Raw genomic sequence first — 20,020 nt, forward strand, 5'->3', positions numbered from 1 at the left:
TTCCGGCCCGGAGTCACTCGCCGGCCTGGAGGTAGTCGTGGATCAGCCGTACGGCCATGGCGCCTTCACCGACCGCCGCGGCCACCCGCTTGATCGACCCGCTCCGCACGTCCCCGGCCGCGAACACGCCCGCCCTGCTCGTCTCCAGCGGAAACGGCCGGCCGGCGGAGCCGGGCGTGCCTTCCTTGCCAGCCCGGGTGGCGTCCGCGCCCGTCAGGATGTAGCCCCGCGGGTCGAGCGCGATCTCGTCGGCCAGCCAGGCGGTGTAGGGCTTCGCGCCGATGAAGATGAACATCGCGCGGGCCTCGATCGTGGAACGCTCGCCGGTGACGTTGTTCTCGGCGATGACCGCGGCGAGCTTCTCTTCTCCCATCAGCTCCCGGACCTCGGTGTTCAGCATGATCTGGATCTGGGGGTGCCGTTCGATCTCGACGGCCAGATAGCGGGACATGTTCCTGGACAGCGCGTCTTCGCGCACGAGCAGCCGGACGCGGGCGGCGTGCCGGGCCAGGAAGAGGGCGCCCTGGCCGGCCGAGTTGCCTCCGCCCACGACGACGATCGGATCTTGCTCGCACATCTGGGCTTCGAACATGGTCGCCGCGTAGTAGACGCTCGTGGGCTCGAACCTTTCCAGGTTTTCGACATCGAGCCTCCGGTAGCGGACGCCGGTCGCGACGATCAGGGTGCGCGCGTGGATCGTGCCGCCCTCCCCTACGGTGACGATGTGATCGCCCGCGTCCAGGCGCAGTCCGCACGCCTGTGCGGGGACGCGGAAACCCGCGCCGAACTTGCCGGCCTGGATCGCCGCCCGCTCCGCCAGTTCGCCGCCGGAGATCCCGGACGGGAAGCCGAGGTAGTTCTCGATCCGCGAGGAGGTACCCGCCTGGCCGCCCGTCGCGACATCGTCCAGGACCATCGTCGCGAGGCCCTCCGACGCCCCGTAGACCGCCGCCGCCAGCCCCGCCGGCCCGGCCCCGATGACGAGCAGGTCGCATCGGGTCTCCTGCACCCGTGGTGCGAGGAACCCGAGCGCCCGGGCCAGCTCCGCGTTGCTCGGGTTGCGAAGCACCCTCTCGCCACGCCAGATCACGACCGGGGTCTCCTGCGGGGTGACGCCCATGCTCCGCAGGAACCGCTCCGCCTCCTCGTCCTGCTCCAGGTCGATCCACCGGTGCGGCAACCGGTTGCGTGCCGCGAACTCCCGAAGCCGCCGGGAGTCGGCCTGGAAGCGGGAGCCGATGATGCGGAAGCCCGCCCCCAGTCCGATGAGCATCGTGCGACGGATGAGGTAGGCCCGCAGGATGAGGTCGCCGAGTGCCGGATCCCCGGCGACCAGGCGGCGGAGCGCGTCCGCCGGCACGGCGAGAACCTCGCCGTCCTCGGCCACCACGCCGGTGACGAAGCCCACCTGGCCGGTGAGTATGTTGAGCTCTCCCAGGAACCGGCCTGCCCCGTGGACGCCGATCACCTGGTCGTCCGCTCCGAATCCCTCGACCGTCGCCACCTTGCCGGCCAGGATCGCGAAGAACTCGGTGCACGGAAGACCCTCCGCGTACAGGACCTCGTCCTGGCGGACGCGGCGCCGCTCGCCGTGCGGAGCCAGCGCCTGGAGCTGCGCGTCGCTCAGCCTCGGGTAGGCCCCCTGCGGGTCCGGCGTCTCGCAAAGCTCAGGCGGCCAGCGCATCGTCCACCCATTCGCGGAGGGCGGGAGCCGGTGCCGCGCCCGACCGCCGGGTGAGGACCCGGCCCTGATCGATCACGACAAGGGTCGGGATGGCCTGTACGGTGAAGCGCTCCGCGAGCCGGGGCGCTTCGTCCACGTTCACCTGCACCAGCTTCAGGCGACCGGCAAGATCGGCCGCGACCTGCTCCAGCGCCGGGCTGACCATGCGGCACGGGCCGCACCAAGGTGCCCAGAAGTCGACGACCACCGGGATCCGGGCCGCCTCGACGACCTCGCTGAAGTCGTCGTCCCCGGCCTCGGTGACCCAGGGAAGTGGCTGGTGGCAGTGGCCGCACCGCGGGACTCCCGAGGCGGCCCTGGGCAGCCGGTTCTTCCGTCCGCATGTCGAGCATTGGACGACGCTCGCGTCCCTGGTCTGTGACCGCATGGTCAGACCTCCGGATTCCCCTACGTCATCGAGGGTGTTCCGCCGGTCGGTGCGACATGGATGCCCGCCCCGTCGAGGGCGTCGCCGGCGACCGGTTCGCCGGTCTCGGCAGCCGCTCGGTGACGAGCCGCTGCTCAGCCTCCTCCACATCCCAAGCTATCTCCGCCACCAAAGGCGCTTTGCAGCACCCCCCCGAACGCTGACCAGCGGCTATCCCCGCGTGTGATCCCTTTCTGCCCTGTCGGGGTGCCGTCGACGAACGTGTCACCAGCCGTCAACCGAGTCGAACGGAGGTGTGGGTGTAGCGCGTGGGCTTCCCCATCGCTTGGCAGCGCTGGTTCACCCGAGGTCGCCGAGTTCAGTGAGGACGCACCGCTTCGTCCATGGAATCCGGCACAACGGCCGTCGTCGCCGTGTTCGGCGTCGATGTGCCTGTGGAGGCGGTGGCGGCAGCGTGCGCGGCCATCAGCCGGCACGACGTGCCCTATCCGGCCTTCTCCCGCGCCCAGCAGCTGCCTACCGGCAGGCCGCACGACTGACGGACCTGTTGACCGCCTGGCCCGCTACCGGCTCCCCTTGCCGCGGTGGTGGCCCGACACCTCTCGCCTGCGGTCAGCGTGCCTGCTGGCGGACACGGCGGACACAGCGGACACGGCGGGCACGCTTCACTGAGTGTTGGCTCGTTCGGGGGATGGGGGAGGAGCGGCGGGGGGCACTGTCCAAGACGGCGCGTCGGGCGGTTGTCGGGAGGGCGGATGGGGTCCAGGCTGCGCGAGCTGGGATCCGGGTTGGGTTACCGGGCCGAGCTGGCCGGGGTGGTCGGCGAGCACGCCGGCCGGATCGACTGGCTGGAGGTCATCACCGAGCATTACCTGTTCGCCCCGGCGGACCTGCGGGAGGAGCTGGGCGAGCTGGCCGGGCGGTTCCCGGTCGTGCCGCACGGGGTGGAGATGTCGATCGGCTCGGCGGGCGAGGTGGACGGGGTCTACCTGGACGCGCTGGCGGCCCTGGTGGACGAGATCGACGCCCCCTGGTTCAGCGACCACCTGTGCTTCACCCGTACCGAGGACGTGCTGCTCGGCCTCCTCGCCCCGCTGCCCCGCACCCGGGACGTGGCACGCGAGCTCGGCCGCAAGGCGCGACGCGTGCAGGACGCGGTGGGCAGGCCGTTCCTGCTGGAGAACATCACTTACTACGTCGACCTCGCCACCCCGCTCACCGAGGCGCAGTTCATCGCCGAGGTGATGGAACACTGCGACTGCCACCTGCTGCTCGACCTGGCCAACCTGGACATCAACGCGCGCAACCACGGCTTCGACCCGCTCGGCTTCCTGGACGTCATCCCGGTCGAGCGCGTGGCGCAGGTGCACCTGGCCGGCGGGATCGACGGCGTGGCCGGGGAGATGTCCCTGGACAGCCACGGCGCGGCGGTGCCGGAACGGGTGTGGGAACTGCTGGACGAGTTGCTGAGCCGCACCGCCGTACCGGCGACGCTGATCGAGCGGGACCAGAACTTCCCCGACGACCCGGCCGAGTTGCTCGCCGACCTCGACCGCGCCCGCGCCCGGCTGCGCCGTCCGCTCGCACGGGACGGGGTGGCCGATGGGCGTGCGTGAGGCGTTGTCCGGGGTGCTGACCCGCGCGGAGGACCTGGCGATGCTGCGCGAGAACCCGGCCGCGCTGCGACGGCGGTACGGGCTGACCGAGGCGGAGCTGGCCATGCTGGCCGGCGCCCCGCTCACCGGCTTCCACGTCACCAGGCAGAACGTGCGCCGCAAACTGGCCCGCAAGATCACGTCCTATCTGCCCGCCACGGTCGCCGAGCTGGAGGCGTCGCACCCGGCGCTGCTGGCCGGCTTCCTGGCCGCGACGGTACGGCGTCCGCAGCCGGGGGAGGGCGTGACCGGCTCGTGGGAGGCCGAGCGTCTGGTCGCCTGGATCGACGGCCGGGTGTCCGCCTCGCTGTCCGACTTCGCCCGCTACGAGCTGGCCAGGGTCTCGCTCACGACCGACCGCCGGGCCGCCGGCGCCGCCAGGGCCGCCAGGGACACGGGGCCCCCTGACACGGGGGCCGGTGGGGCGGGGCGGCTGCGGGTGTCGGCGGCGGTGCGGGTGGCGGTCTTCGACCACGACGTGACCGTCGGCGGGCCGCCGGGGCTGCTGCCGCTCCGGTACACATCCGTCCTGTTGAAACGCGGCTGGGGCACGCCCGCCGTACGGGCCTTCCGGGTCGGCGAGGGGACCGTGTCCCTGCTCGCCCGCTGCGACGGCTCCCGCGACGCCGCGCAGGTGGTCGCGGCGGCCGGCGGCGACCGCGGCCAGACCGCCGCCATGCTCGACCGGCTCATCGCGGCCCGCGTCGTCCTGGCCACGACCGGAGAGGAGGACCGGTGCGAATCTGTGCGATCGTCAAATACCCACCCATCCAGGGTGGGATAAGCGCGCTGTCCTACTGGACGGTGCACGGGCTCGCCCAGGCGGGCCACCAGGTGACCGTGGTCACCAACGCCGAGGAGGTCGAGGACGACTTCCGGATGCTGCTGACCGCCGCGGACCGCGCCCTGCTGGAGGCCGACTATCCGGGCGGCGGCGCCGTACGGCTGGCCGCCACCCGGCGACCGGCGCCGGCGCACGTGCCCTACTCCCCGCTCTACGTGACCAAGCTGGCCGCGCTCGCCACCGACGAGATCCGGCGCGGCGGCTGCGACCTCATCTACGCCCACTACCTGGAGCCCTACGGGCTGGCGGCGCACCTCGCCTCGTCGTGGACGGGGGTGCCGCACGTGCTGCGGCACGCGGGCAGCGACCGCGTCCGCCTGCTGGGCGAGCCGGAGCTGTCGGCCGCCTACCGGGAGATCCTGCGCCGCGCGGACGCGGTCGCCGGGCAGCCGTGCTCGGTGTCCGGGTTCGGGGCCGTCGCCGAGCCCGTCGCGCCGCGGGCCGGCCGGTTCGTGCCGTCCTGCTGGCAGACCGCGGCCCGGCTGGACGTGAACACGCTGATCGCCGGGTTGGCCGAGCACCCGTGGGTGACGAACACCGCGCCGCTGCCCGCCGGGCCGCCGGTCATCGCGGTCTACGGCAAGCTGGGCGAGACGAAGGGCTCGTTCGACCTGCTCGCGGCGCTCGCGGAGGTGCACGACGCCGGAAGGCGGTTCAGCCTGCTGGTGATGGGCGGCGGCTGGCGGCGGGAGGCGTTCGCCGAGGCGGTCGAACGGCACGGGCTCGGCCCGGTGACCTGGACGCTGCCGTTCCTGCCGCACTGGCGGGTGCCCGGGTTCCTGCGCCGGGCGGACGCGGTGTGCGTGCTGGAACGCGACTTCCCGGTGGCCGCCCATATGCCGGCCCTGCCCGCCGAGGTCCTCGCCGCCGGCACCTGCCTGATCGTCTCGGAGGAGGTCGCCGCCAAGCAGCGGCCCGCCCTGCGCGACGGCGTCAACGCCCTGGTGGTGGCCGACCCCAGGGACACCGCCGCGCTGGCCGCCGTGGTGACCCGGGTCCTCGACGACCTGCAAGCCGCCCGGCGGATCGGCGCGGCCGGGCGGCAGAGCCTCGGCACGTACGGCGAGCGGGAACTCGGCGAGGCGACCGCCGCCCTGCTGAGCCGCGTCCTTTCCCGCCGCCCGGCGCCCGGCGGCGCGGCCCTGCTCACCGAGCACATGCCCGCGACCACCCGGCTCGCCTGCGAGGTCGACCCGCCGGTGGTGACGGCCGACCCGCAGGACGTCTACCAGGCCGCCTGCGAGCTGGTCACCTGGATCGACAAGCGCCGTGACGAGCTGCCGTGCGGCGCGGCCGAGATCGCCCGCTACGAACGCGACCGGCTGTGGCTGCGCCTGGACCTGGAGGCCGCCGGCGGCGAGCGGATGTTCCCGCGCCGCCCGGCCGGCGGCCATCCGGTGCGCAGCGGTCTGCTGCGGCTGCGCGAGTACCGCAGCGACATCGACGCCGCCGCGGCCGACCTGTCCTACGGCATCCCGGTCCGCCCGCACCCGGGCACCGCGGACCGTTTCCTGTTCCACAAGCTGCCCAACCTGCTCGGCCAGGTGGTCAGGATCAACTCCGCCACCGCCCGTCTCATCGAGTCGTGCGACGGCCGTACCCCCCTCACGGTCATCGCCACCGCGCTCCGCGCCGACCTCGACGTGGTCACCGACATGGCGCGGGACCTGGCCCGGCAACGGGTCATCGACATGTGACCACGGCTGAGCGCAGCCGGGGTCGCCCAGGGGAGAGGAAGATGATGAAGACATCCGCGCCGGTCGCCGTGACCGCCGCCGAGGACGTGGCACCCACGGCCGAGTGGGAGTCGCTGTTCATGTTCGAGCCCGTCGCCGAGGACGGCCTCGCCCACCCGATGGACCAGCACGCCCACTGCCTCAACTGCCAAGCCTGCTGGTAGCGCCGGCCACCCGGGTGGGGCCGTCGCGCCCCACCCGCCTTTCCCGCCCAGGCTCACCGGCCCGCGTCCGCCGCGGGCGGAGTGACCGGGAAGTGACCACGACGTCACCGGCTCACAGCAGTCTGTGAGCGCGGCGGACGGAACGCCGTGAGGTGACGTCGGACCGGGGCCTCGGAGGCTCCGCACAGGGAAAGAGACAACGTGAACGCATCGAGCAAGTCGCGCCGCTCCGGCCGGAAGACCGTGACCACCCTCGCCGCCGCGGCCGTCTGCCTGGGACTCGGCCTCACGGGGGCGGTCGCGGCCTCGGCCGAGGCGCAGCCTCCCGGCCTGGACCGGTTGCACGCATACTGCCAGCACAAGGGGCATCTGAACTCGGTGGCGACCAACCCCAGGTCGGTGTGGAGCTGGCGGTGCATCGGGCACCGGGGCGAGCACCACGGCATCGACATGAACGACGCCTGCCGCTGGCACACCAACGGCAGGCTGACCAGGGCCTCCTTCCACAACGAGAGGGACGCCTTCTCCTGGTACTGCTACTGATCACCGGGGTCCGGTGGCGCGCGGCGGCGATCCCGCCCGCGCCACCGCCGGGCCCGCTGGTGCCGGGGGCTCAGGCGATCGGGTAGACGAAGGCGTTTCCGCCGTTCTGCGGGCCGCCGCTGACCAGGGCCAGGGCGGTGGAGGTGGAGTAGACCGAGCCGCCGCTGTCGCCGGGCGCGGCGTAGGCGGTGGTCTGGGCGAGGCCGTAGACCGGGCCGTCGCCGTAGTTCACCGTGACGTCGAGCGCGGTGACGGTGCCGCAGGTGGTGCCCGAGGTGGCGCCGGTCTTGCACACGCTCTGGTTGAGCGTCGGCCGGGCCTGCGCGGTGATCTGCTGGATGCTGCCGTCGGCCTGGCGGACGGCGGCCGGGGCCTCCCAGTCCGCCGCCCTGGTGATGAAGGCGATGTCCCTGCCGGGGTATTCGTGGGAGGTGATCTCGCCCAGCCGCACGCCGCCGAGATCCCAGGTCTGGGAGAACTTCTGGCAGTGCCCGGCGGTCAGCGTGCGCGGCTGGCCGTCCACGACGAGGTTGAAGCCGGTGGTGCAGTAGGCGTTTCCGCCGTCGATCCGCTGGCCGCCGTGCACCACCTGCTGGGTGGCGAGGCGGGGGGCGGAACGGCCGCCGACGTAGGCGGTGACGGGGGCGGAGACGGTGTGGGTCTCGACGAGCCCGCTGCGGCCGGTGCCGATGAACGCCTTGGTGGCCGGGTCGGACGCGCCCTCCAGCACGGCGACGTGCACCTTGCCGGTCTTCTCGTCGACATACCAGTACTGGGCGGCGCCGGCCTTGCCCTGTGCGGCGAGGTTGTCGAGTTGCTGCTTCAGCTGGTCCAGCTCCGGGTTGGCGGCGGCGGACACGGCGGGAGCGAAGCCGAGGGCGACGGCCATGACAACGGTCATGACGACCGCGGACGGCAGTCGGCGAGGACGCATGGGGGCTCCTGAAGAACACGATAATGACGGAGAGTAGATTATCCATCACTCTGTGTCTTCAAACGGTCCGCGCCCGGGTGATCCGCAACTCCCAAGGTCATGAACGACAAAAGGGACATTCCGCGCATCGCCCGGCGCGGCAGCCATCACCGGCTCGCCTGAGGTTAAGGGGGGTCAGTCCCGCTGGGCGGTCTGCCGGATGGGGAGCGGTTCGTCCGCGTACGCGAGGTGGGGGTCGTCGGAGTAGACGGTGAGACTCCGGTCCAGGCCGGTGACGTGCAGCAGCTTGGCCATCCGCGGGCGCAGCCCGGTCAGGCCGAAGCGCATCCCGTGCGACCTGGCGTGCCGCTGGATCCCGACGAGCACGGCCAGCCCGCCGGCGTCGACGAACGACACCCTGGACAGGTCGCAGACGAGCAGGCCGTCGCTGTCGCGCAGCGCCCGCCGTAGGCGCTCGCGCAGCTCGGGGCTGGTGAAGATGTCGATCTCGCCGTCCAGGCGGACCACGGTGGCGGTGGGCGGGATCGTGCGGGGGCCCGCTCTGAGCGGGGTCCGGTCGCGGTGGGAGATCATGATGCTCCGACAAGGGGCTCGGTCATGCCGTACGGCCTCGGCGTGTTCGCCGGCCGGAGATCGGTGACACCGGGGATGACCACGAGCAGGATGACGTCCTCCGCGCCCGCCAGGGTCAGCTTGATCAGCCGTGGGTCCAGGTCGCGGAACCAGTCCACCTGGATCCGGCGGCCACGGGCGGAGATGTGCCGGGGGAGGTCGTCCCAGGCGTCCAGGTGAAGGGACACCCGCAGGGTGATCCCGCCCAGCCACTCGTCGATCATGGAGATCAGGCCGGGCAACTCCGCGGCGGCGTCACGGGAATAGGGCCACCAGGCCCCGTCTGGGACGTCGGGCCGGCTCGGCCCGGGGAAGAGAACGAAACGCACCGCCTTCGCGTTCACCGGCGGGGCGCCCGCGCCGCGACACGGCACGAAAGCGGAAAGAATTTTCGGCGTCATGACGATCGCCAGACCTGACCCGGATCTCTCATGGGGATCCGAAGGGTTGTCCATCACCTCGGGCGACGCCGACCGAATGCCAACGTACGGGTAGTCCTCAGCAAGTTACTCGCCCCCTACCCGTGCATGGTGACGCGAAACCCGGCCGGCCGCTCAAGGCGCCGTCGGCCGGGGCAGGTGTGGCAGGCGGGCCGGTCAAGACCGCCCGCCGCCCGTTTACCTGTAGCCTTGAGCCGGCCATGCGGGCCGGCTCAAGGCGAGGGCCGCATCAAACGGGAACGATGTTCTCGGCCTGCGGGCCCTTCTGGCCCTGAGTGATGTCGAAGGACACCTTCTGGCCTTCCCGAAGCTCGCGGTAGCCCTGAGCGGCGATGTTGGAGTAGTGGGCGAAGACGTCGGCGCCACCGTCATCCTGCTGGATGAAGCCGAAGCCCTTTTCCGAGTTGAACCACTTCACGGTTCCAGTAGCCATGTCAATCTCCTTCGATAGGGGGGCATAACCGGTATTCGTACTGCACGAATGCCGCGTTGCCGCAATGACCCATCCGGAGATGACCGGTAAACGAAAATGCACCTGATGGTCACGTCCCGTCAGGTGCACATAAAGTTTCATGGGTACCACAACTGCAACTGCGAGCAGCGTAGCATGTACCCCCCGACGGTGGGCAAGCGGGCTGGTCGGTGCCGCGGGCCCCCTCGCTGAGATGTCCGGCTTAACGGAAAAGTGTGACCATACCGCCCGTATGCCTGTCCGAAAATCCTTGGGCGGCGGCTGACGAGCCCGTTAACGATCTGGTAAGTAGCGGATCCCCTATGTGGTGACTTGCGGCCAAATGCATCAATAAATGGCGCTATCTAGCACAAGTACGGCGGCCTGCCGGGTCATCCGTCCAGCAACCGGAGGCCGACGACGCCGCCCAGGATGAGAGCGAGACAGCCGAGCCGGGCGGGAGCCGCGCTCTCGCCCAGGGCGAGGATGCCGGCGGCGGCGACGCCCAGCGCGCCGAGCCCCACCCAGACGGCGTAGGCGGTGCCCACCGGCAGGGTTTTGAGCGCGAAGGTGAGCAGGACGAAGCTCAGGATCGCCGCGGTCACCCCGATCACGGCCGGCCAGAAATGGGTGAAGCCGGCCGAGCGCTCCAGCGCGATCGCCCACACGATCTCCAGCGTGGCCGCCGCACAGAGCAGCATCCAGGCCATGGTGGTCAGGCCGTGGTGCCGGCGTCGACGGTGAAGGCGGCGCCGGTGATGTTCCGGCCCCCCTCGCCCGCCAGGTGGGCGACGGTGGCGGCGATGTCGCCCGGGGCGCAGTAGCGGTTCAGGGCGGTGTAGCGGCGTTCCTCGTCGGCGTCCGGGCCGTCGGCGGGATTCATCTCGGTGTCGGTCGAGCCGGGATGGACGAGGTTGGCCGTGATGCCGCGCGGGCCGAGGTCCCTGGCGAGCCCCTTGGTCAGGCCGGTCAGCGCCGACTTGCTCATCGAGTACAGGGTCCAGCCCGGGTACGGCACGCGCTCGGCGAGGCTGCTGCCGATGCTGATGATCCGCCCGCCGTCGCCCATGTGCCGCGCGGCCGCCTGGGCCAGCACGAAGGCGGCGCGCGCGTGGATCGCGAGCGTCTCGTCGACCTGCTCCAGGGTCATCTCCTCCAGCGGGCCGTAGGGGGCGATGCCCGCGTTGTTGACCAGGATGTCGATCCGGCCGAACTCGGCGACCGTACGCTCGACTGCCGCGACCAGCTCGGCGGCGTCGGACGCCTCGGCCGCCACGGCGAGGCCGCGGCCCCCGGCGGCCTCGACCTCCCGGACGACCGCCGCCGCCCGCTCCGCCGCCCGCGCGTACGTGATCACCACGTCGGCGCCCTCGGCGGCCAGGCGTAGTGCGATCGCGGCGCCGATCCCGCGGCTTCCCCCGGTGACCAGCGCGACACGTCGTGACATGACTTCCTCCAATATGCGGAATGCGTTCCGGTTAACCATAAGCGGAACGCGTTCCGCATGCAAGGTCTTCAGTACCCTGTGAACCGTGAACGCCATCGGGAACCCGCGTCGCGAGCGGGTGGACGCCGCGCGCAACCGGGAGAAGATCCTCGCCGCGGCGGCCGGCATCGTCGCGGCGCACGGCGTCGAAGGGCTGGCGATGGCGGAGGTGGCCGCCGCGGCCGGAGTCGGCGTCGGCACGCTCTACCGCCGGTTCGGCGACCGTTCGGGGCTGGCCTATGCGCTCATCGACGAGCGGGAGCGGGAGTTCCAGGCGGCCTTCATCGAGGGACCGCCGCCGCTCGGCCCCGGCGCCGACGCGCGGGCCCGCGTCCGCGCCTTCCTGCACGCCCTGGCCGACCGGACGGCCGAGCAACTCGACCTGCTGGTGATGGCGGAGACGGCGACCCCGTTCGCCCGCTTCGGCGGCGCCTACGACGCCTACCACGCGCACCTTTCCATGCTCGTCGCCCAGCTGAGCCCCGCCGCCGACGCCTACACGCTGGCCGACGCCCTGCTGGCCCCCCTGGCCGCCCCCCTCCTCGCCCACCGCCTGCGCGACGGCAAAGTGACCGTGGAAAGGGTCAAGACGGGGCTGGACGCCCTGCTCGCCGGCCTGTGACCGCACGGGGCCGGACCCCGACGCCCACAAGGTCGCTTCCAGGCCATGACCGGATCGGTCAGGGTTCGCCGCCGCCTGACCGGTCCGTCCGCCGGCGCCCCGTGTCGCCGGGCCCGAGCGTGGCGGGTCCCGGCGGGGGCGTCGCGCCCCCCACCTGCGATCCGGCGCCGTGGCACCCGCCCGGATCCGCGCGACCGCCGGAAAAGGCAACGCTCTGAAACCGCCGTTATTGGTTGCCCCTTTCCGTGGAATCACCCGGTAAGGGTTGAATCCGCCTAGGCGGCGACAGCAATATCGACACCGCGCGAGTATCCGCGCGGCAAGGCGTGGCAGGGGTGATGCCGAACCGGGCGACATTGGCTGTGACATCCTCCTCGGCCGCGCCGCAGAGCCATGCCATAAGCGAAAACTCAGCGAAAGAAACGGAAGGAGAACAATGCGGAGTTTCACGCATGCGCGCGTCGAGAACATCCTGAGCCGCGAGTACGACTTCCTTGTCCGGGCGCTGAAATCGATGGAGGCGGGGGAGGTGGAATCCGATGAATTCCGGCCGCCGTGGCGGATTCCGGCGCTCTCGGAGCGATTGGCGGAGTACTTCGCCGCGGCGACGATGGAGACGTCCCCCACCCCCGGCTACGCGGGCCGGCGGATCACCGTCCTGGACCTGATGGGCAACCGCGGGACCCGCACCACGAAGACCATCGCGTCCCTGGTCATGGTGGCGCGGGCGGTGCGGCACATCCACGAGACCGGCGAGCCCGTCACCCTGCTCACCCCCACCTCCGCGAACAAGGGCACCGCGCTGCGCGACGCCGTGCACCGCGCGCTGGAGACCGGGCTGGCCGGCGCCGACCAGCTGAACATCGTCACGCTGGTGCCCCGGCACGCCCGCGACAAGCTGTGGTCCTCGCCGCTGAGCGAGGACGACCGGCTCGCCGCCCGGAACCCGGTGGGCGTCGTCACCTCCGAGCGCCGCGACGACGTCAAGCTCATGGCGAAGGCGTGGTACGACGAGCACGCGACGCGTTACTCCAAGGCGACCGGCGCGCGTCTTTGGTACACGCTCGACATTCGTCATTACCAGGTCGCCGACGCGTTACGGGCCTGGTTCGAATACCAATATCTGCCTTCGGCGGACACCCGCCTTCACGCGCACGCGGTCTCCAGCGCGTACGGCCTGCTCGGCCACCGGTTCGGCGCGAGGCTTGTCGGCGCCGACTTCGCCGAGAAGGCGAGGTATTTCCTCGTGCAGCACCTCGCCACGCCCGATATGGTGCTGCACCTGCTGTACAACAGCTTTTCGCGGGACAACCTCCCCCGCTACGTCTACGACGCCGACACCGGGCTCTACACCCAGCGGCACGATCCCCGTTTTCCTTTCGTGACCGGTGATCCGGACGAATTCCTGGAAACCACCTTCTACACCTCCCGCCCGCCCACAGTGAAGGAGATGACGCCGCTCATCCGGCGTCAGGGCGGCGGCGGCATCGTCGTGTCGCTGCACGAGTGCCTGGTCCGCTACCCCGAGATACGCGAGCTCCTTTCCTCGACGTCGATAGAGCTTCCCGCCGATCCCCGGGAACTGCGGGAATGGTCCCTGGTCATGGCGATGACCGGCCTGCTGAACGGGCTCGACCGTCAGACGGTCCCGCGGACGGACGACATCCTGCTGCACGCCTCCGGCAGCTACGGCGTCCGGGACTTCACCCCGATCTCCGGCGATCGCCTGCACGCGCTGCCGAACTCCGCCGACGAGCTCACGCCCCTGATGTACGCCGCGGCCGGGAGGACGGGATGACCAGCACCACCCTGGCGGACGATCGTGCCCTCCGGCTGACCCGCGGGCTGCGCGATCTGGGATACGACGAGTTCATCGGAGTGCCCTGCGGCATTCTGGCCCCGCTGTTCGCGGCACTGGACACGGACCCGGGCCGCGTCCTGTACGCGCCGCGCGAGGACACCGCCGTCGCGGTCGCGGCCGGCGCCGAGATGGGCGGCAGGCGCCCGCTCGTCGTCATGCAGAACTCGGGACTGGGCCAGTCGGTCAACGCACTCGCCTCCCTGGTCGTGCCCTACCGGCTGCCCATCGCCATGATCGTGAGTCTGCGGGGCCTCCCCCCGGACGCCACCGGCGAGAACGTCGTCATGGGACGGCTCACCGAGCCGCTCCTCGGCCAGATGGGCATCGCCACCCGCCGCTGCGGTGACATCGACGACGACCTCACCTGGCTGGCACGCGTTTCGCTCACCGACCGCCGCCCGGCGGCGCTCCTGGTGGAGCCCGCCTTCTTCGGATGGGACCCGGCACGATGACCGACATCGACCAGCTGACCAGCACCGAAACCCTCAGCGCCGTGATCGCCCGGAGCGGCCACTGCCCCATCGTCTTCACCACCGGTTACACCTGCCGCCGCGCGTTCGCGATCGGCGACGCGCCCAACCACTTCTACATGGTCGGCTCGATGGGGCTCGCGTGCGCGATCGGCTGCGGTCTCGCGCTGGCCCGTGCCGACGTGACGGTCGTGGTGGTGGACGGCGACGGCAGCCTGCTGATGAACCCGGCCAACTCCTTTTTCCTGGGGGCGTACGGGTTGGACAACGTGCACCATCTCGTCCTGGACAACGGCGCCTACGCCTCGACCGGCAACCAGCCGACGAACAGCGGGAGCGTGCGGTTCCCCGTCCTGGCCGATGCCCTGGGCTACCGGGACATCGCCACCGTGACCGACGCCGGCGAGCTGACCGAACGGCTCACCAAGATCAACGACACGCCCGGCCGGGGAGCGGCCTTCACCTACTGCCCGGTCGCCGACGACGGCGTGCCCGGGGGCAGGATCGACATCTCCCTGCCCGACCTCGCCACCCGGATGACCTCGTGGCTCGGCTCATCGGCACGGCGGCCATGAGACTGACGCTCTTCGGCACCGGCGAACTCGCCCGCGTGGTGGCCAACAGCCTGGCCCTGCTGCACTCCGGTCCGCTGCACGTGACGATCGCCGGCCGTGACCTCGGCAAGGCCGCGGATCTCGGCCGCGTGGCCCAGACGCTCGCGCGTTCCCGGCACCCCGGCTCCGTGTTCGAGGCGGTCGAGCTGGAGTGCTTCGAGGAGAGCGGCCCGGTCGCCGAGCTCCTGGTACGGCTGGCGCCCGACGTCGTGGTGTGCTGCGCCTCGCTGAGCTCCTCTCGGGAGGCGGAGACCACTCCGTCGGCGTGGACGGAGCTGATCGGCGGGGCGGGCTTCGGCATCGCCCTGCCCCTGCACACCGTCATCCCGCTCACCCTGGCGCAGGCCCTGCGGCAGATCGGGTCGAAGGCGGTGCTGCTCAACTCCTGCTACCCCGACGCCGTCAACCCGCTGCTGGCCGCACAGGGGCTGCCGATCTTCGGCGGGCTGGGCAACGCGGCGACGATCGCCGCCGCGGTCCAGGCCGAGCTCCGGGTGGCCGACCGCGAACGCCTGCACGTGCTGGCCCACCATCGGCACCTGTACGGCCCGGCCGGCGGCGAGGTCGCGATCTGGCTGGACGGCCACCGGATCGAGGACGCCGGCCGGGTGCTCGCGCCGCTGCGGGCCGCCCGGCGATCCTCGCGGTACCCGCTGATCGGCATGGCCGCCGCCCACCTCGTGAACGCCGTCGGCGGTGACGTTCCGGAGCTGCTGCACCTGCCGGGCCCGCTGGGCCACCCGGGCGGCTATCCGGTGGTGGTCCAGGGGAGAAGCGTCGCCATCTCGCTGCCGGGCGGCGTGTCGATGGCCGAGGCGCGGACGGTGAACGCGCGCGCCGCCGAGGCGGACGGGGTCAGCGTCTCCGCGGAGGGCTGGGCCACCCCGTCGCCGGAGGCGTCGCGGCAGCTGGCGGCGTGCCTGCCCGAGCTCGCGGCGGGCTTCGCGGCCGGCGACGTGCGCTCGGCGGCCAAGGAACTGCTCGACCTGCGTGCCCGGTTGCGGCGGTGCGAGCCACTCGGTGAGTAACCCTCCCGGCCGGTCCGCGTGGTGGCGTGCCACCGGGATGACCACCCTGTCCGGGATCTCGCAGCATTTCGGGGCGGCGCTGGCCTTCTCCTCGTTCTCCGTGGTCGGCCCCACCGCGATGGCGTGGCTGCGGCTCCTGGTCGCGGCGGTCTTCATGGGCGTCTGGCGCAGGCCGTCCTTCCGGCTGGGGAGGACCCGGCTGGCGGTGGCCGTCGGCTACGGGTCGGTGACGGCCGGGATGAACATCAGCGTGTACCAGGCGATCGAGCGCATCCCGCTGGGCACGGTGACCGCGATCGAGTTCTGCGGCCCGGTCGTCGTCGGCGCGTTACTGTCGCGAAGCCTGCGGGACTGGGCGGCCGTCGTCCTGGCGGCGGCCGGGGTGCTCGTGATCACGGGCGGGATGTGGGCGCAGGAGGTGATCGGGGTGCTGTTCGCGGCGGGCGCCGCGGTCCTCTACGCGATCAAGATCGTGCTGACGGACCGGATCGCCAGGTCACCGCGCAGTCTCGACGACCTGTCCGTCGCGTTCGCCGTCCTGACGATCGCGCTGGCGCCCGTGATGTTCCCGCACACGCTGCGGGCCTGGACCTCCGGCACGACCCTGCTCGCCATCGTGACCGTCGGGATCCTGTCCACCGTGGTGCCGTACCTGATCGACCAGTACACGGTGCGGATCGCGGGCCCCGGCGGGCTGGCCGTACTGCTGGCCCTCCTGCCGGGGACCGCCACCCTGGTGGGCGCGCTGGCGCTGGGGCAGGTCCCGACGCTGCGGGAGGTCGTGGGGGTCGCGTTGATCATGGCGGCGGTCGGGTCGCGGACGACGCGGCTGTGAGCTCAGGAGGCGGTACGCCGCCGGTGACGATGTTCGGCCACGTACGTGCGGTTGGCGCATTTGACCGTGCAGAATCGGCGGCGGCCGTTCTTGGAGGTGTCGACGAAGGCGAGGCCGCAGTCGAGGGCGGCACAGCGCCCCAGCCGGTGACCGCCCGCGTCGCAGAGCATGACGGCCACGCCGACGGCCGTGAAGGCGCGGACCCGGCTCATGAAGGGTTCGCGCTCCCGCGCGAAGTGCAGGTGCGGCGGACGCCCGTCGTGGCACGACACGAACGGGCGGCTGGCGGACCGGGCGAGCAGGTCGTTGATGGCCGCCACCTTCTTGTCCGTGGACTGGGAGCCGAAGACGGCTCCCAGTAACGCGCTCCACTCGTGCGCTTCGGCGACGTCGGCCTCCTCGACCGCCGGCACCTCCATGCCGTGCTCTTCCAGCAGCCGCCGCAGACTCCGCGGGTCGCTCTCGGTGTGGTTGGCCAGTGCCGCGGCCAGGTGCGCGCCCTGGCCGCTGTAAGGGTTGAAATCCATAAAGCGATTACATCACCATCGGCTCATGGAGACCATCCGCATACGTCCCTGCTGCGCCCGCTGCGGCGCCTCCCTGGGGAAGGAAGTACGCCTGTCCGAACACGCCTCCTCCTGCGGCACGGTCGTCTACTGGCGCTGCCGCTGCGGAGCCTTCACCGTCACTTGGAGCGGCGAACGACTCCTCGTCCCCTCCCCGACGCCGCCAGGGGAGTGATGCGAAGTCGCCGAGCCGGAGCGCGGAGATGACGCCCTGAACGCTGCTGACCGGGCCGGAAACCGAGTTCTCGCTGCCCAGAGCAGATCTGCCCCGGGCGGATCGTGTCGACGCCGGTCCGGAGCGCCTCACATGATGGACGCATGAGCGAAGAATCGAATGTTCCACTGTTCAACGCGCGGGTGCGGCGCGAGCTCTACGAGCAGCGTGTTCTCGTTCTCGACGGGCCTCTCGACGATGACAACGGGACACTGCTGGCCACGCAACTGATGGGCCTCGCCACGCAGGACGCGTCGACGGACATCGCATTGTGGATTCACTCGCCGGGCGGGTCGGTTCCCTCGATGCTCGCGATCCGCGACGTCATTCGGCTCATTCCCTGTGACGTGTCGACCCTCGTGCTGGGCATCGCTTACAGCGCCGGGCAGTTCCTGCTGTCGTCGGGAGCCCGAGGGAAGCGCCGCGCCCTGCCGCACGCACGGGTCCTGATGCACCAAGGCTCGGCGGGAATCGGTGGCACCGCGGTCGACATCGAACTGCAGGCCGGCGACCTTCGGCATACTCGCGACACGGTGCTCGGTCTTATCGCCGACGACACGGGTCAGCCCGTCGAGCGCATATTCGAGGATTCTCTGCACGATCGCTGGTACACGGCGCAGGAGGCGCTGGACTACGGCTTCATCGATGCGATCGTGCAGAACTTCGACGAAATCGCGCCACGCAATCGCCCACGGCTTGGATTCGGCGTCACCGAAGGAGTCGGCCAATGACCACGTATACGATCCCGAACGTCATCGCCCAGAATCCTCGTGGCGAGCGGATCATGGATGTCTACTCGCATCTGCTCACCGAGCGAATCGTCTATCTCGGCACCGCGATCGACGCGGGCGTCGCGAACGCGCTCATCGCGCAGCTGATTTTCCTGGAGGCGGACAACCCCGACGCCGAAATACAGTTCTATATCAACTGTGAAGGCGGAGACCCGAGCGCGATGCTCGCGATCTACGACACCATGCGCCATATCCGCCCCCGGGTTTCGACCACCTGCGTCGGCCAGGCCGTCGCGGTGGGTGCCGTCCTCCTCGCCGCGGGTGCCGAAGGAAAGCGTGCCGCCCTCCCACACGCACGGGTGATCCTGCACCAACCCGCCGCTCAGGGGCGCGGAGCGATCCCCGATCTCATCCTGCAGGCCGACGAGGTCGTACGTGTCCGGGCGGACATCGAGCGCATCCTGTCACGGCACACCGGCCAGACGGTCGAGACCCTCCGCGCCAACACCGATCACGATCGCGTGTTCACCGCGACCGCGGCCTTGGAGTACGGGCTCCTCGATCAGATCATCGAGGAGCACTCCTAGCCCGGCGGCCGATCCCGGCAGGCCACGCTACGCGGCCAGCGCGTAGACCGCCGAGCAGGTGGCGCCTCTCGACGCGCTGCTCTGAGCAGACCGCAGGCTCTCGGCGACGGCGAGGGTCAGATCCACCAGGGTCACATCCAGCGCGCCGGCGACCGCGGCGATCATTTCACTCGACGGCTCTTTGACGCCGCGTTCCATCTCGGAGAGATACTGCGGCGAGACTCCGGCGCGGCGTGCCGTCTCGCTCAGCTTCTCGCCCCGCTCGTGACGAAGCCCTCTGAGACACTCACCGAGCGCGTGCCGCCACAGCGGCTCGCGAGGCGGAGACGGCTTGGGGTCGGTCCGAACGATCGCCGGACGCAGCGGCGAGACAGAAGAGGCCATGCCTCACCTTAGATAGATGGGGCGTTCACGTTCGGCCGGATCCGCGCAGAGCGGAACCGTCCCCGTCTCCTCCGGTCCGTCTCAGGGCGAATCGCGCTCACCGGGTGGTGCGGGGATCTCCAGGTGGCCAGGATGTCGAGTCATCCCTTCCAGGGATGTCGATCATCCTGGCCTCCGGTACCGGGGAAGAGTAGGAGCGGAACTCCCTCGACCGGCTTGAGGGAGCAGAGAGACGGCGGGACGCCCTAGCCGGACACCTCGATGCGGACGCGGCGGAAGCCCTTGCCCTTGTTCTCGATCTTGGCGACGCGGACGCGGCCGATCTGTTTGGTGGAGGCGACGTGGGTGCCGCCGTCGGCCTGGCAGTCGAGGCCGACGATGTCGACGATCCGGACCTCCTGGACGGACTCCGGGACGAGGTTGGTGGCGGTGCGGATGATGTCGGGGATCCGGAACGCCTCCGCGCGGGGCAGGACGCGGACGTCGATGCGGCGGTCGGCGGCGATCTCGGCGTTGCACGCGTCCTCGATCGCCTCCTTGAAGCCGGCGGGGACCTCGGGCATGTTGAAGTCCATCCGCGCGACCAGCGGCTCCATGTTCCCGCCGGTGACCAGCGAGCCGTAGTCGCGGAAGACCACCCCGCACAGGACGTGCAGCGCGGAGTGCGTGCGCATCAGGGCCGAGCGGCGCTCGTCGGCGACGGCGGCGCGCACGGTGACGCCGGGGGGCGGCACCGGGTCGCCCTCGGCGGGGATCAGGTGCAGGTCGTCGTCCTTGCGCACGCCGACGATGCGCGTCTCGACCCCCTGCCAGAGCAGAACTCCGTGATCGGCGGGCTGGCCGCCGCCTCCCGGATAGAATGCCGACCTGCTCAAGACGATCCCCTCGGGCGTGGCGGCGAGCACCACGGCCTCCCAGTCACGCAGATCCTGGTCGGTGAGTTCGAGGCGCCGGGTCCGCCCGTGGAGGTCATCGGTCATGTCGGCAGCCTAGAGCTCGCGAGGTGTCCATGCGCGGCCAGCCCCGACCGCAGCGCCCTTTGACCGCCTCGCTCGCCCTCGTTCTGGCGATTTGCTGCGGTATTTCGGGATGTGCGTACCAGGCCGGCCGGGAGCAGCCGCCGCCCGCCGCG

The 20,020-nt window shown here is 71.0% G+C and carries 26 protein-coding genes; 15 read left to right on the forward strand and 11 right to left on the reverse strand.

Annotated features, from left to right (window positions below; all coding sequences use genetic code 11):
- Window positions 1-13: 13 nt before the first annotated feature.
- Complete coding sequence (locus QSK26_RS27055) at window positions 14-1,684, reverse strand: FAD-dependent oxidoreductase (protein WP_285778075.1); 1,671 nt, start codon at window positions 1,682-1,684, stop codon at window positions 14-16.
- Window positions 1,668-2,111: a thioredoxin gene (gene trxA / locus QSK26_RS27060; RefSeq protein ID WP_285778076.1), complete on the reverse strand. Its 444-nt coding sequence runs from the start codon at window positions 2,109-2,111 to the stop codon at window positions 1,668-1,670. The genes QSK26_RS27055 and trxA overlap by 17 nt, the downstream gene beginning before the upstream one ends.
- Before the next feature lie 383 nt (window positions 2,112-2,494).
- Between trxA and QSK26_RS27065 the strand changes: the two genes are divergently transcribed.
- From QSK26_RS27065 to QSK26_RS27090, 6 genes are all read left to right on the forward strand, one after another.
- A complete protein-coding gene (locus QSK26_RS27065) occupies window positions 2,495-2,650 on the forward strand; it encodes a hypothetical protein (RefSeq protein ID WP_285778077.1) in 156 nt (51 codons plus the stop codon).
- Between the two features lie 216 nt (window positions 2,651-2,866).
- On the forward strand, window positions 2,867-3,727 hold the full coding sequence (locus tag QSK26_RS27070) for an MbnB/TglH/ChrH family RiPP precursor modification enzyme (RefSeq protein WP_285778078.1): 861 nt from the start codon (window positions 2,867-2,869) through the stop codon (window positions 3,725-3,727).
- Window positions 3,714-4,550, forward strand: coding sequence for a hypothetical protein (locus QSK26_RS27075; protein ID WP_285778079.1), 837 nt, complete (start codon window positions 3,714-3,716; stop codon window positions 4,548-4,550). The genes QSK26_RS27070 and QSK26_RS27075 overlap by 14 nt, the downstream gene beginning before the upstream one ends.
- Window positions 4,502-6,307, forward strand: a complete 1,806-nt coding sequence (locus tag QSK26_RS27080) for a glycosyltransferase (RefSeq protein ID WP_285778080.1) — start codon at window positions 4,502-4,504, stop codon at window positions 6,305-6,307. Before QSK26_RS27075 ends, QSK26_RS27080 begins: the two co-directional genes overlap by 49 nt.
- Before the next feature lie 41 nt (window positions 6,308-6,348).
- On the forward strand, window positions 6,349-6,510 hold the full coding sequence (locus tag QSK26_RS27085; protein WP_285778081.1) for a hypothetical protein: 162 nt from the start codon (window positions 6,349-6,351) through the stop codon (window positions 6,508-6,510).
- 201 nt (window positions 6,511-6,711) lie between these two features.
- Entirely contained in the window at window positions 6,712-7,053 is a 342-nt protein-coding gene (locus tag QSK26_RS27090) for a hypothetical protein (protein WP_285778082.1), read from the forward strand.
- A gap of 70 nt (window positions 7,054-7,123) precedes the next feature.
- On the opposite strand, the gene QSK26_RS27095 is transcribed toward QSK26_RS27090, so the two are convergent.
- From QSK26_RS27095 to QSK26_RS27120, 6 genes are all read right to left on the reverse strand, one after another.
- Window positions 7,124-7,987 (reverse strand): S1 family peptidase, encoded by an 864-nt coding sequence (locus tag QSK26_RS27095; protein WP_285778083.1) that lies wholly within the window; start codon window positions 7,985-7,987, stop codon window positions 7,124-7,126.
- A gap of 174 nt (window positions 7,988-8,161) precedes the next feature.
- Window positions 8,162-8,560: an STAS domain-containing protein gene (locus QSK26_RS27100; protein ID WP_285778084.1), complete on the reverse strand. Its 399-nt coding sequence runs from the start codon at window positions 8,558-8,560 to the stop codon at window positions 8,162-8,164.
- Complete coding sequence (locus QSK26_RS27105) at window positions 8,557-8,928, reverse strand: DUF5994 family protein (protein WP_285778085.1); 372 nt, start codon at window positions 8,926-8,928, stop codon at window positions 8,557-8,559. Before QSK26_RS27105 ends, QSK26_RS27100 begins: the two co-directional genes overlap by 4 nt.
- A 340-nt stretch (window positions 8,929-9,268) precedes the next feature.
- Window positions 9,269-9,472: a cold-shock protein gene (locus QSK26_RS27110; RefSeq protein WP_285778086.1), complete on the reverse strand. Its 204-nt coding sequence runs from the start codon at window positions 9,470-9,472 to the stop codon at window positions 9,269-9,271.
- Window positions 9,473-9,882: 410 nt separating this feature from the next.
- Window positions 9,883-10,191: a DMT family transporter gene (locus QSK26_RS27115; protein ID WP_352244396.1), complete on the reverse strand. Its 309-nt coding sequence runs from the start codon at window positions 10,189-10,191 to the stop codon at window positions 9,883-9,885.
- Between the two features lie 14 nt (window positions 10,192-10,205).
- A complete protein-coding gene (locus QSK26_RS27120) occupies window positions 10,206-10,937 on the reverse strand; it encodes an SDR family NAD(P)-dependent oxidoreductase (protein ID WP_285778088.1) in 732 nt (243 codons plus the stop codon).
- A gap of 85 nt (window positions 10,938-11,022) precedes the next feature.
- Between QSK26_RS27120 and QSK26_RS27125 the strand changes: the two genes are divergently transcribed.
- The 6 genes from QSK26_RS27125 (at window position 11,023) to QSK26_RS27150 (ending at window position 16,406) form a co-directional block, all read left to right on the forward strand.
- Window positions 11,023-11,598: a TetR family transcriptional regulator gene (locus tag QSK26_RS27125; RefSeq protein ID WP_285778089.1), complete on the forward strand. Its 576-nt coding sequence runs from the start codon at window positions 11,023-11,025 to the stop codon at window positions 11,596-11,598.
- Between the two features lie 436 nt (window positions 11,599-12,034).
- The gene (locus tag QSK26_RS27130; RefSeq protein WP_285778090.1) at window positions 12,035-13,396 is read left to right on the forward strand and encodes a DUF6002 family protein; all 1,362 of its coding nucleotides are present in this window, start codon (window positions 12,035-12,037) and stop codon (window positions 13,394-13,396) included.
- A complete protein-coding gene (locus QSK26_RS27135) occupies window positions 13,393-13,911 on the forward strand; it encodes a thiamine pyrophosphate-binding protein (RefSeq protein WP_285778091.1) in 519 nt (172 codons plus the stop codon). The genes QSK26_RS27130 and QSK26_RS27135 overlap by 4 nt, the downstream gene beginning before the upstream one ends.
- Window positions 13,908-14,504 carry a thiamine pyrophosphate-dependent enzyme gene (locus tag QSK26_RS27140; RefSeq protein ID WP_285778092.1) on the forward strand — a complete coding sequence of 199 codons (597 nt, stop codon included), beginning with the start codon at window positions 13,908-13,910 and terminating at the stop codon, window positions 14,502-14,504. The genes QSK26_RS27135 and QSK26_RS27140 overlap by 4 nt, the downstream gene beginning before the upstream one ends.
- Window positions 14,474-15,571 (forward strand): hypothetical protein, encoded by a 1,098-nt coding sequence (locus QSK26_RS27145; protein WP_285778093.1) that lies wholly within the window; start codon window positions 14,474-14,476, stop codon window positions 15,569-15,571. Before QSK26_RS27140 ends, QSK26_RS27145 begins: the two co-directional genes overlap by 31 nt.
- The gene (locus QSK26_RS27150; RefSeq protein ID WP_285778094.1) at window positions 15,564-16,406 is read left to right on the forward strand and encodes an EamA family transporter; all 843 of its coding nucleotides are present in this window, start codon (window positions 15,564-15,566) and stop codon (window positions 16,404-16,406) included. Before QSK26_RS27145 ends, QSK26_RS27150 begins: the two co-directional genes overlap by 8 nt.
- 2 nt (window positions 16,407-16,408) lie before the next feature.
- Here QSK26_RS27150 and QSK26_RS27155 read toward each other — a convergent pair whose 3' ends face one another.
- Window positions 16,409-16,933, reverse strand: coding sequence for a CGNR zinc finger domain-containing protein (locus QSK26_RS27155; protein ID WP_285778095.1), 525 nt, complete (start codon window positions 16,931-16,933; stop codon window positions 16,409-16,411).
- A 25-nt stretch (window positions 16,934-16,958) separates the two neighbouring features.
- On the opposite strand from QSK26_RS27155, the gene QSK26_RS27160 reads away from it, so the two are divergent.
- From QSK26_RS27160 to QSK26_RS27170, 3 genes are all read left to right on the forward strand, one after another.
- Window positions 16,959-17,147, forward strand: coding sequence for a hypothetical protein (locus QSK26_RS27160; RefSeq protein WP_285778096.1), 189 nt, complete (start codon window positions 16,959-16,961; stop codon window positions 17,145-17,147).
- Between the two features lie 143 nt (window positions 17,148-17,290).
- Window positions 17,291-17,917, forward strand: coding sequence for a ClpP family protease (locus tag QSK26_RS27165; RefSeq protein ID WP_285778097.1), 627 nt, complete (start codon window positions 17,291-17,293; stop codon window positions 17,915-17,917).
- Window positions 17,914-18,504 carry a ClpP family protease gene (locus tag QSK26_RS27170; protein WP_285778098.1) on the forward strand — a complete coding sequence of 197 codons (591 nt, stop codon included), beginning with the start codon at window positions 17,914-17,916 and terminating at the stop codon, window positions 18,502-18,504. The genes QSK26_RS27165 and QSK26_RS27170 overlap by 4 nt, the downstream gene beginning before the upstream one ends.
- Window positions 18,505-18,531: 27 nt before the next feature.
- On the opposite strand, the gene QSK26_RS27175 is transcribed toward QSK26_RS27170, so the two are convergent.
- On the reverse strand, window positions 18,532-18,888 hold the full coding sequence (locus QSK26_RS27175; protein WP_285778099.1) for a helix-turn-helix domain-containing protein: 357 nt from the start codon (window positions 18,886-18,888) through the stop codon (window positions 18,532-18,534).
- Between the two features lie 245 nt (window positions 18,889-19,133).
- On the reverse strand, window positions 19,134-19,868 hold the full coding sequence (locus QSK26_RS27180) for an alanyl-tRNA editing protein (protein WP_285778100.1): 735 nt from the start codon (window positions 19,866-19,868) through the stop codon (window positions 19,134-19,136).
- Window positions 19,869-20,020 lie beyond the last annotated feature (152 nt).

Source organism: Microtetraspora sp. NBRC 13810 (genome assembly GCF_030268685.1).
Classification (GTDB): domain Bacteria; phylum Actinomycetota; class Actinomycetes; order Streptosporangiales; family Streptosporangiaceae; genus BSRQ01.

Excerpts from the sequence above, each read along its gene's own strand:
- QSK26_RS27095 (WP_285778083.1), bottom strand. The coding sequence starts at position 7,987 with ATGCGTCCTCGCCGACTGCCGTCCGCGGTCGTCATGACCGTTGTCATG.
- QSK26_RS27135 (WP_285778091.1), top strand. The coding sequence starts at position 13,393 with ATGACCAGCACCACCCTGGCGGACGATCGTGCCCTCCGGCTGACCCGC.
- QSK26_RS27065 (WP_285778077.1), top strand. The coding sequence starts at position 2,495 with ATGGAATCCGGCACAACGGCCGTCGTCGCCGTGTTCGGCGTCGATGTG.
- QSK26_RS27155 (WP_285778095.1), bottom strand. The coding sequence starts at position 16,933 with ATGGATTTCAACCCTTACAGCGGCCAGGGCGCGCACCTGGCCGCGGCA.
- QSK26_RS27100 (WP_285778084.1), bottom strand. The coding sequence starts at position 8,560 with ATGATCTCCCACCGCGACCGGACCCCGCTCAGAGCGGGCCCCCGCACG.
- QSK26_RS27085 (WP_285778081.1), top strand. The coding sequence starts at position 6,349 with ATGATGAAGACATCCGCGCCGGTCGCCGTGACCGCCGCCGAGGACGTG.
- QSK26_RS27055 (WP_285778075.1), bottom strand. The coding sequence starts at position 1,684 with ATGCGCTGGCCGCCTGAGCTTTGCGAGACGCCGGACCCGCAGGGGGCC.
- QSK26_RS27180 (WP_285778100.1), bottom strand. The coding sequence starts at position 19,868 with ATGACCGATGACCTCCACGGGCGGACCCGGCGCCTCGAACTCACCGAC.
- QSK26_RS27115 (WP_352244396.1), bottom strand. The coding sequence starts at position 10,191 with ATGCTGCTCTGTGCGGCGGCCACGCTGGAGATCGTGTGGGCGATCGCG.
- QSK26_RS27070 (WP_285778078.1), top strand. The coding sequence starts at position 2,867 with ATGGGGTCCAGGCTGCGCGAGCTGGGATCCGGGTTGGGTTACCGGGCC.
- QSK26_RS27165 (WP_285778097.1), top strand. The coding sequence starts at position 17,291 with ATGAGCGAAGAATCGAATGTTCCACTGTTCAACGCGCGGGTGCGGCGC.
- QSK26_RS27130 (WP_285778090.1), top strand. The coding sequence starts at position 12,035 with ATGCGGAGTTTCACGCATGCGCGCGTCGAGAACATCCTGAGCCGCGAG.
- QSK26_RS27075 (WP_285778079.1), top strand. The coding sequence starts at position 3,714 with ATGGGCGTGCGTGAGGCGTTGTCCGGGGTGCTGACCCGCGCGGAGGAC.
- trxA (WP_285778076.1), bottom strand. The coding sequence starts at position 2,111 with ATGCGGTCACAGACCAGGGACGCGAGCGTCGTCCAATGCTCGACATGC.
- QSK26_RS27140 (WP_285778092.1), top strand. The coding sequence starts at position 13,908 with ATGACCGACATCGACCAGCTGACCAGCACCGAAACCCTCAGCGCCGTG.
- QSK26_RS27120 (WP_285778088.1), bottom strand. The coding sequence starts at position 10,937 with ATGTCACGACGTGTCGCGCTGGTCACCGGGGGAAGCCGCGGGATCGGC.
- QSK26_RS27175 (WP_285778099.1), bottom strand. The coding sequence starts at position 18,888 with ATGGCCTCTTCTGTCTCGCCGCTGCGTCCGGCGATCGTTCGGACCGAC.
- QSK26_RS27160 (WP_285778096.1), top strand. The coding sequence starts at position 16,959 with ATGGAGACCATCCGCATACGTCCCTGCTGCGCCCGCTGCGGCGCCTCC.
- QSK26_RS27110 (WP_285778086.1), bottom strand. The coding sequence starts at position 9,472 with ATGGCTACTGGAACCGTGAAGTGGTTCAACTCGGAAAAGGGCTTCGGC.
- QSK26_RS27170 (WP_285778098.1), top strand. The coding sequence starts at position 17,914 with ATGACCACGTATACGATCCCGAACGTCATCGCCCAGAATCCTCGTGGC.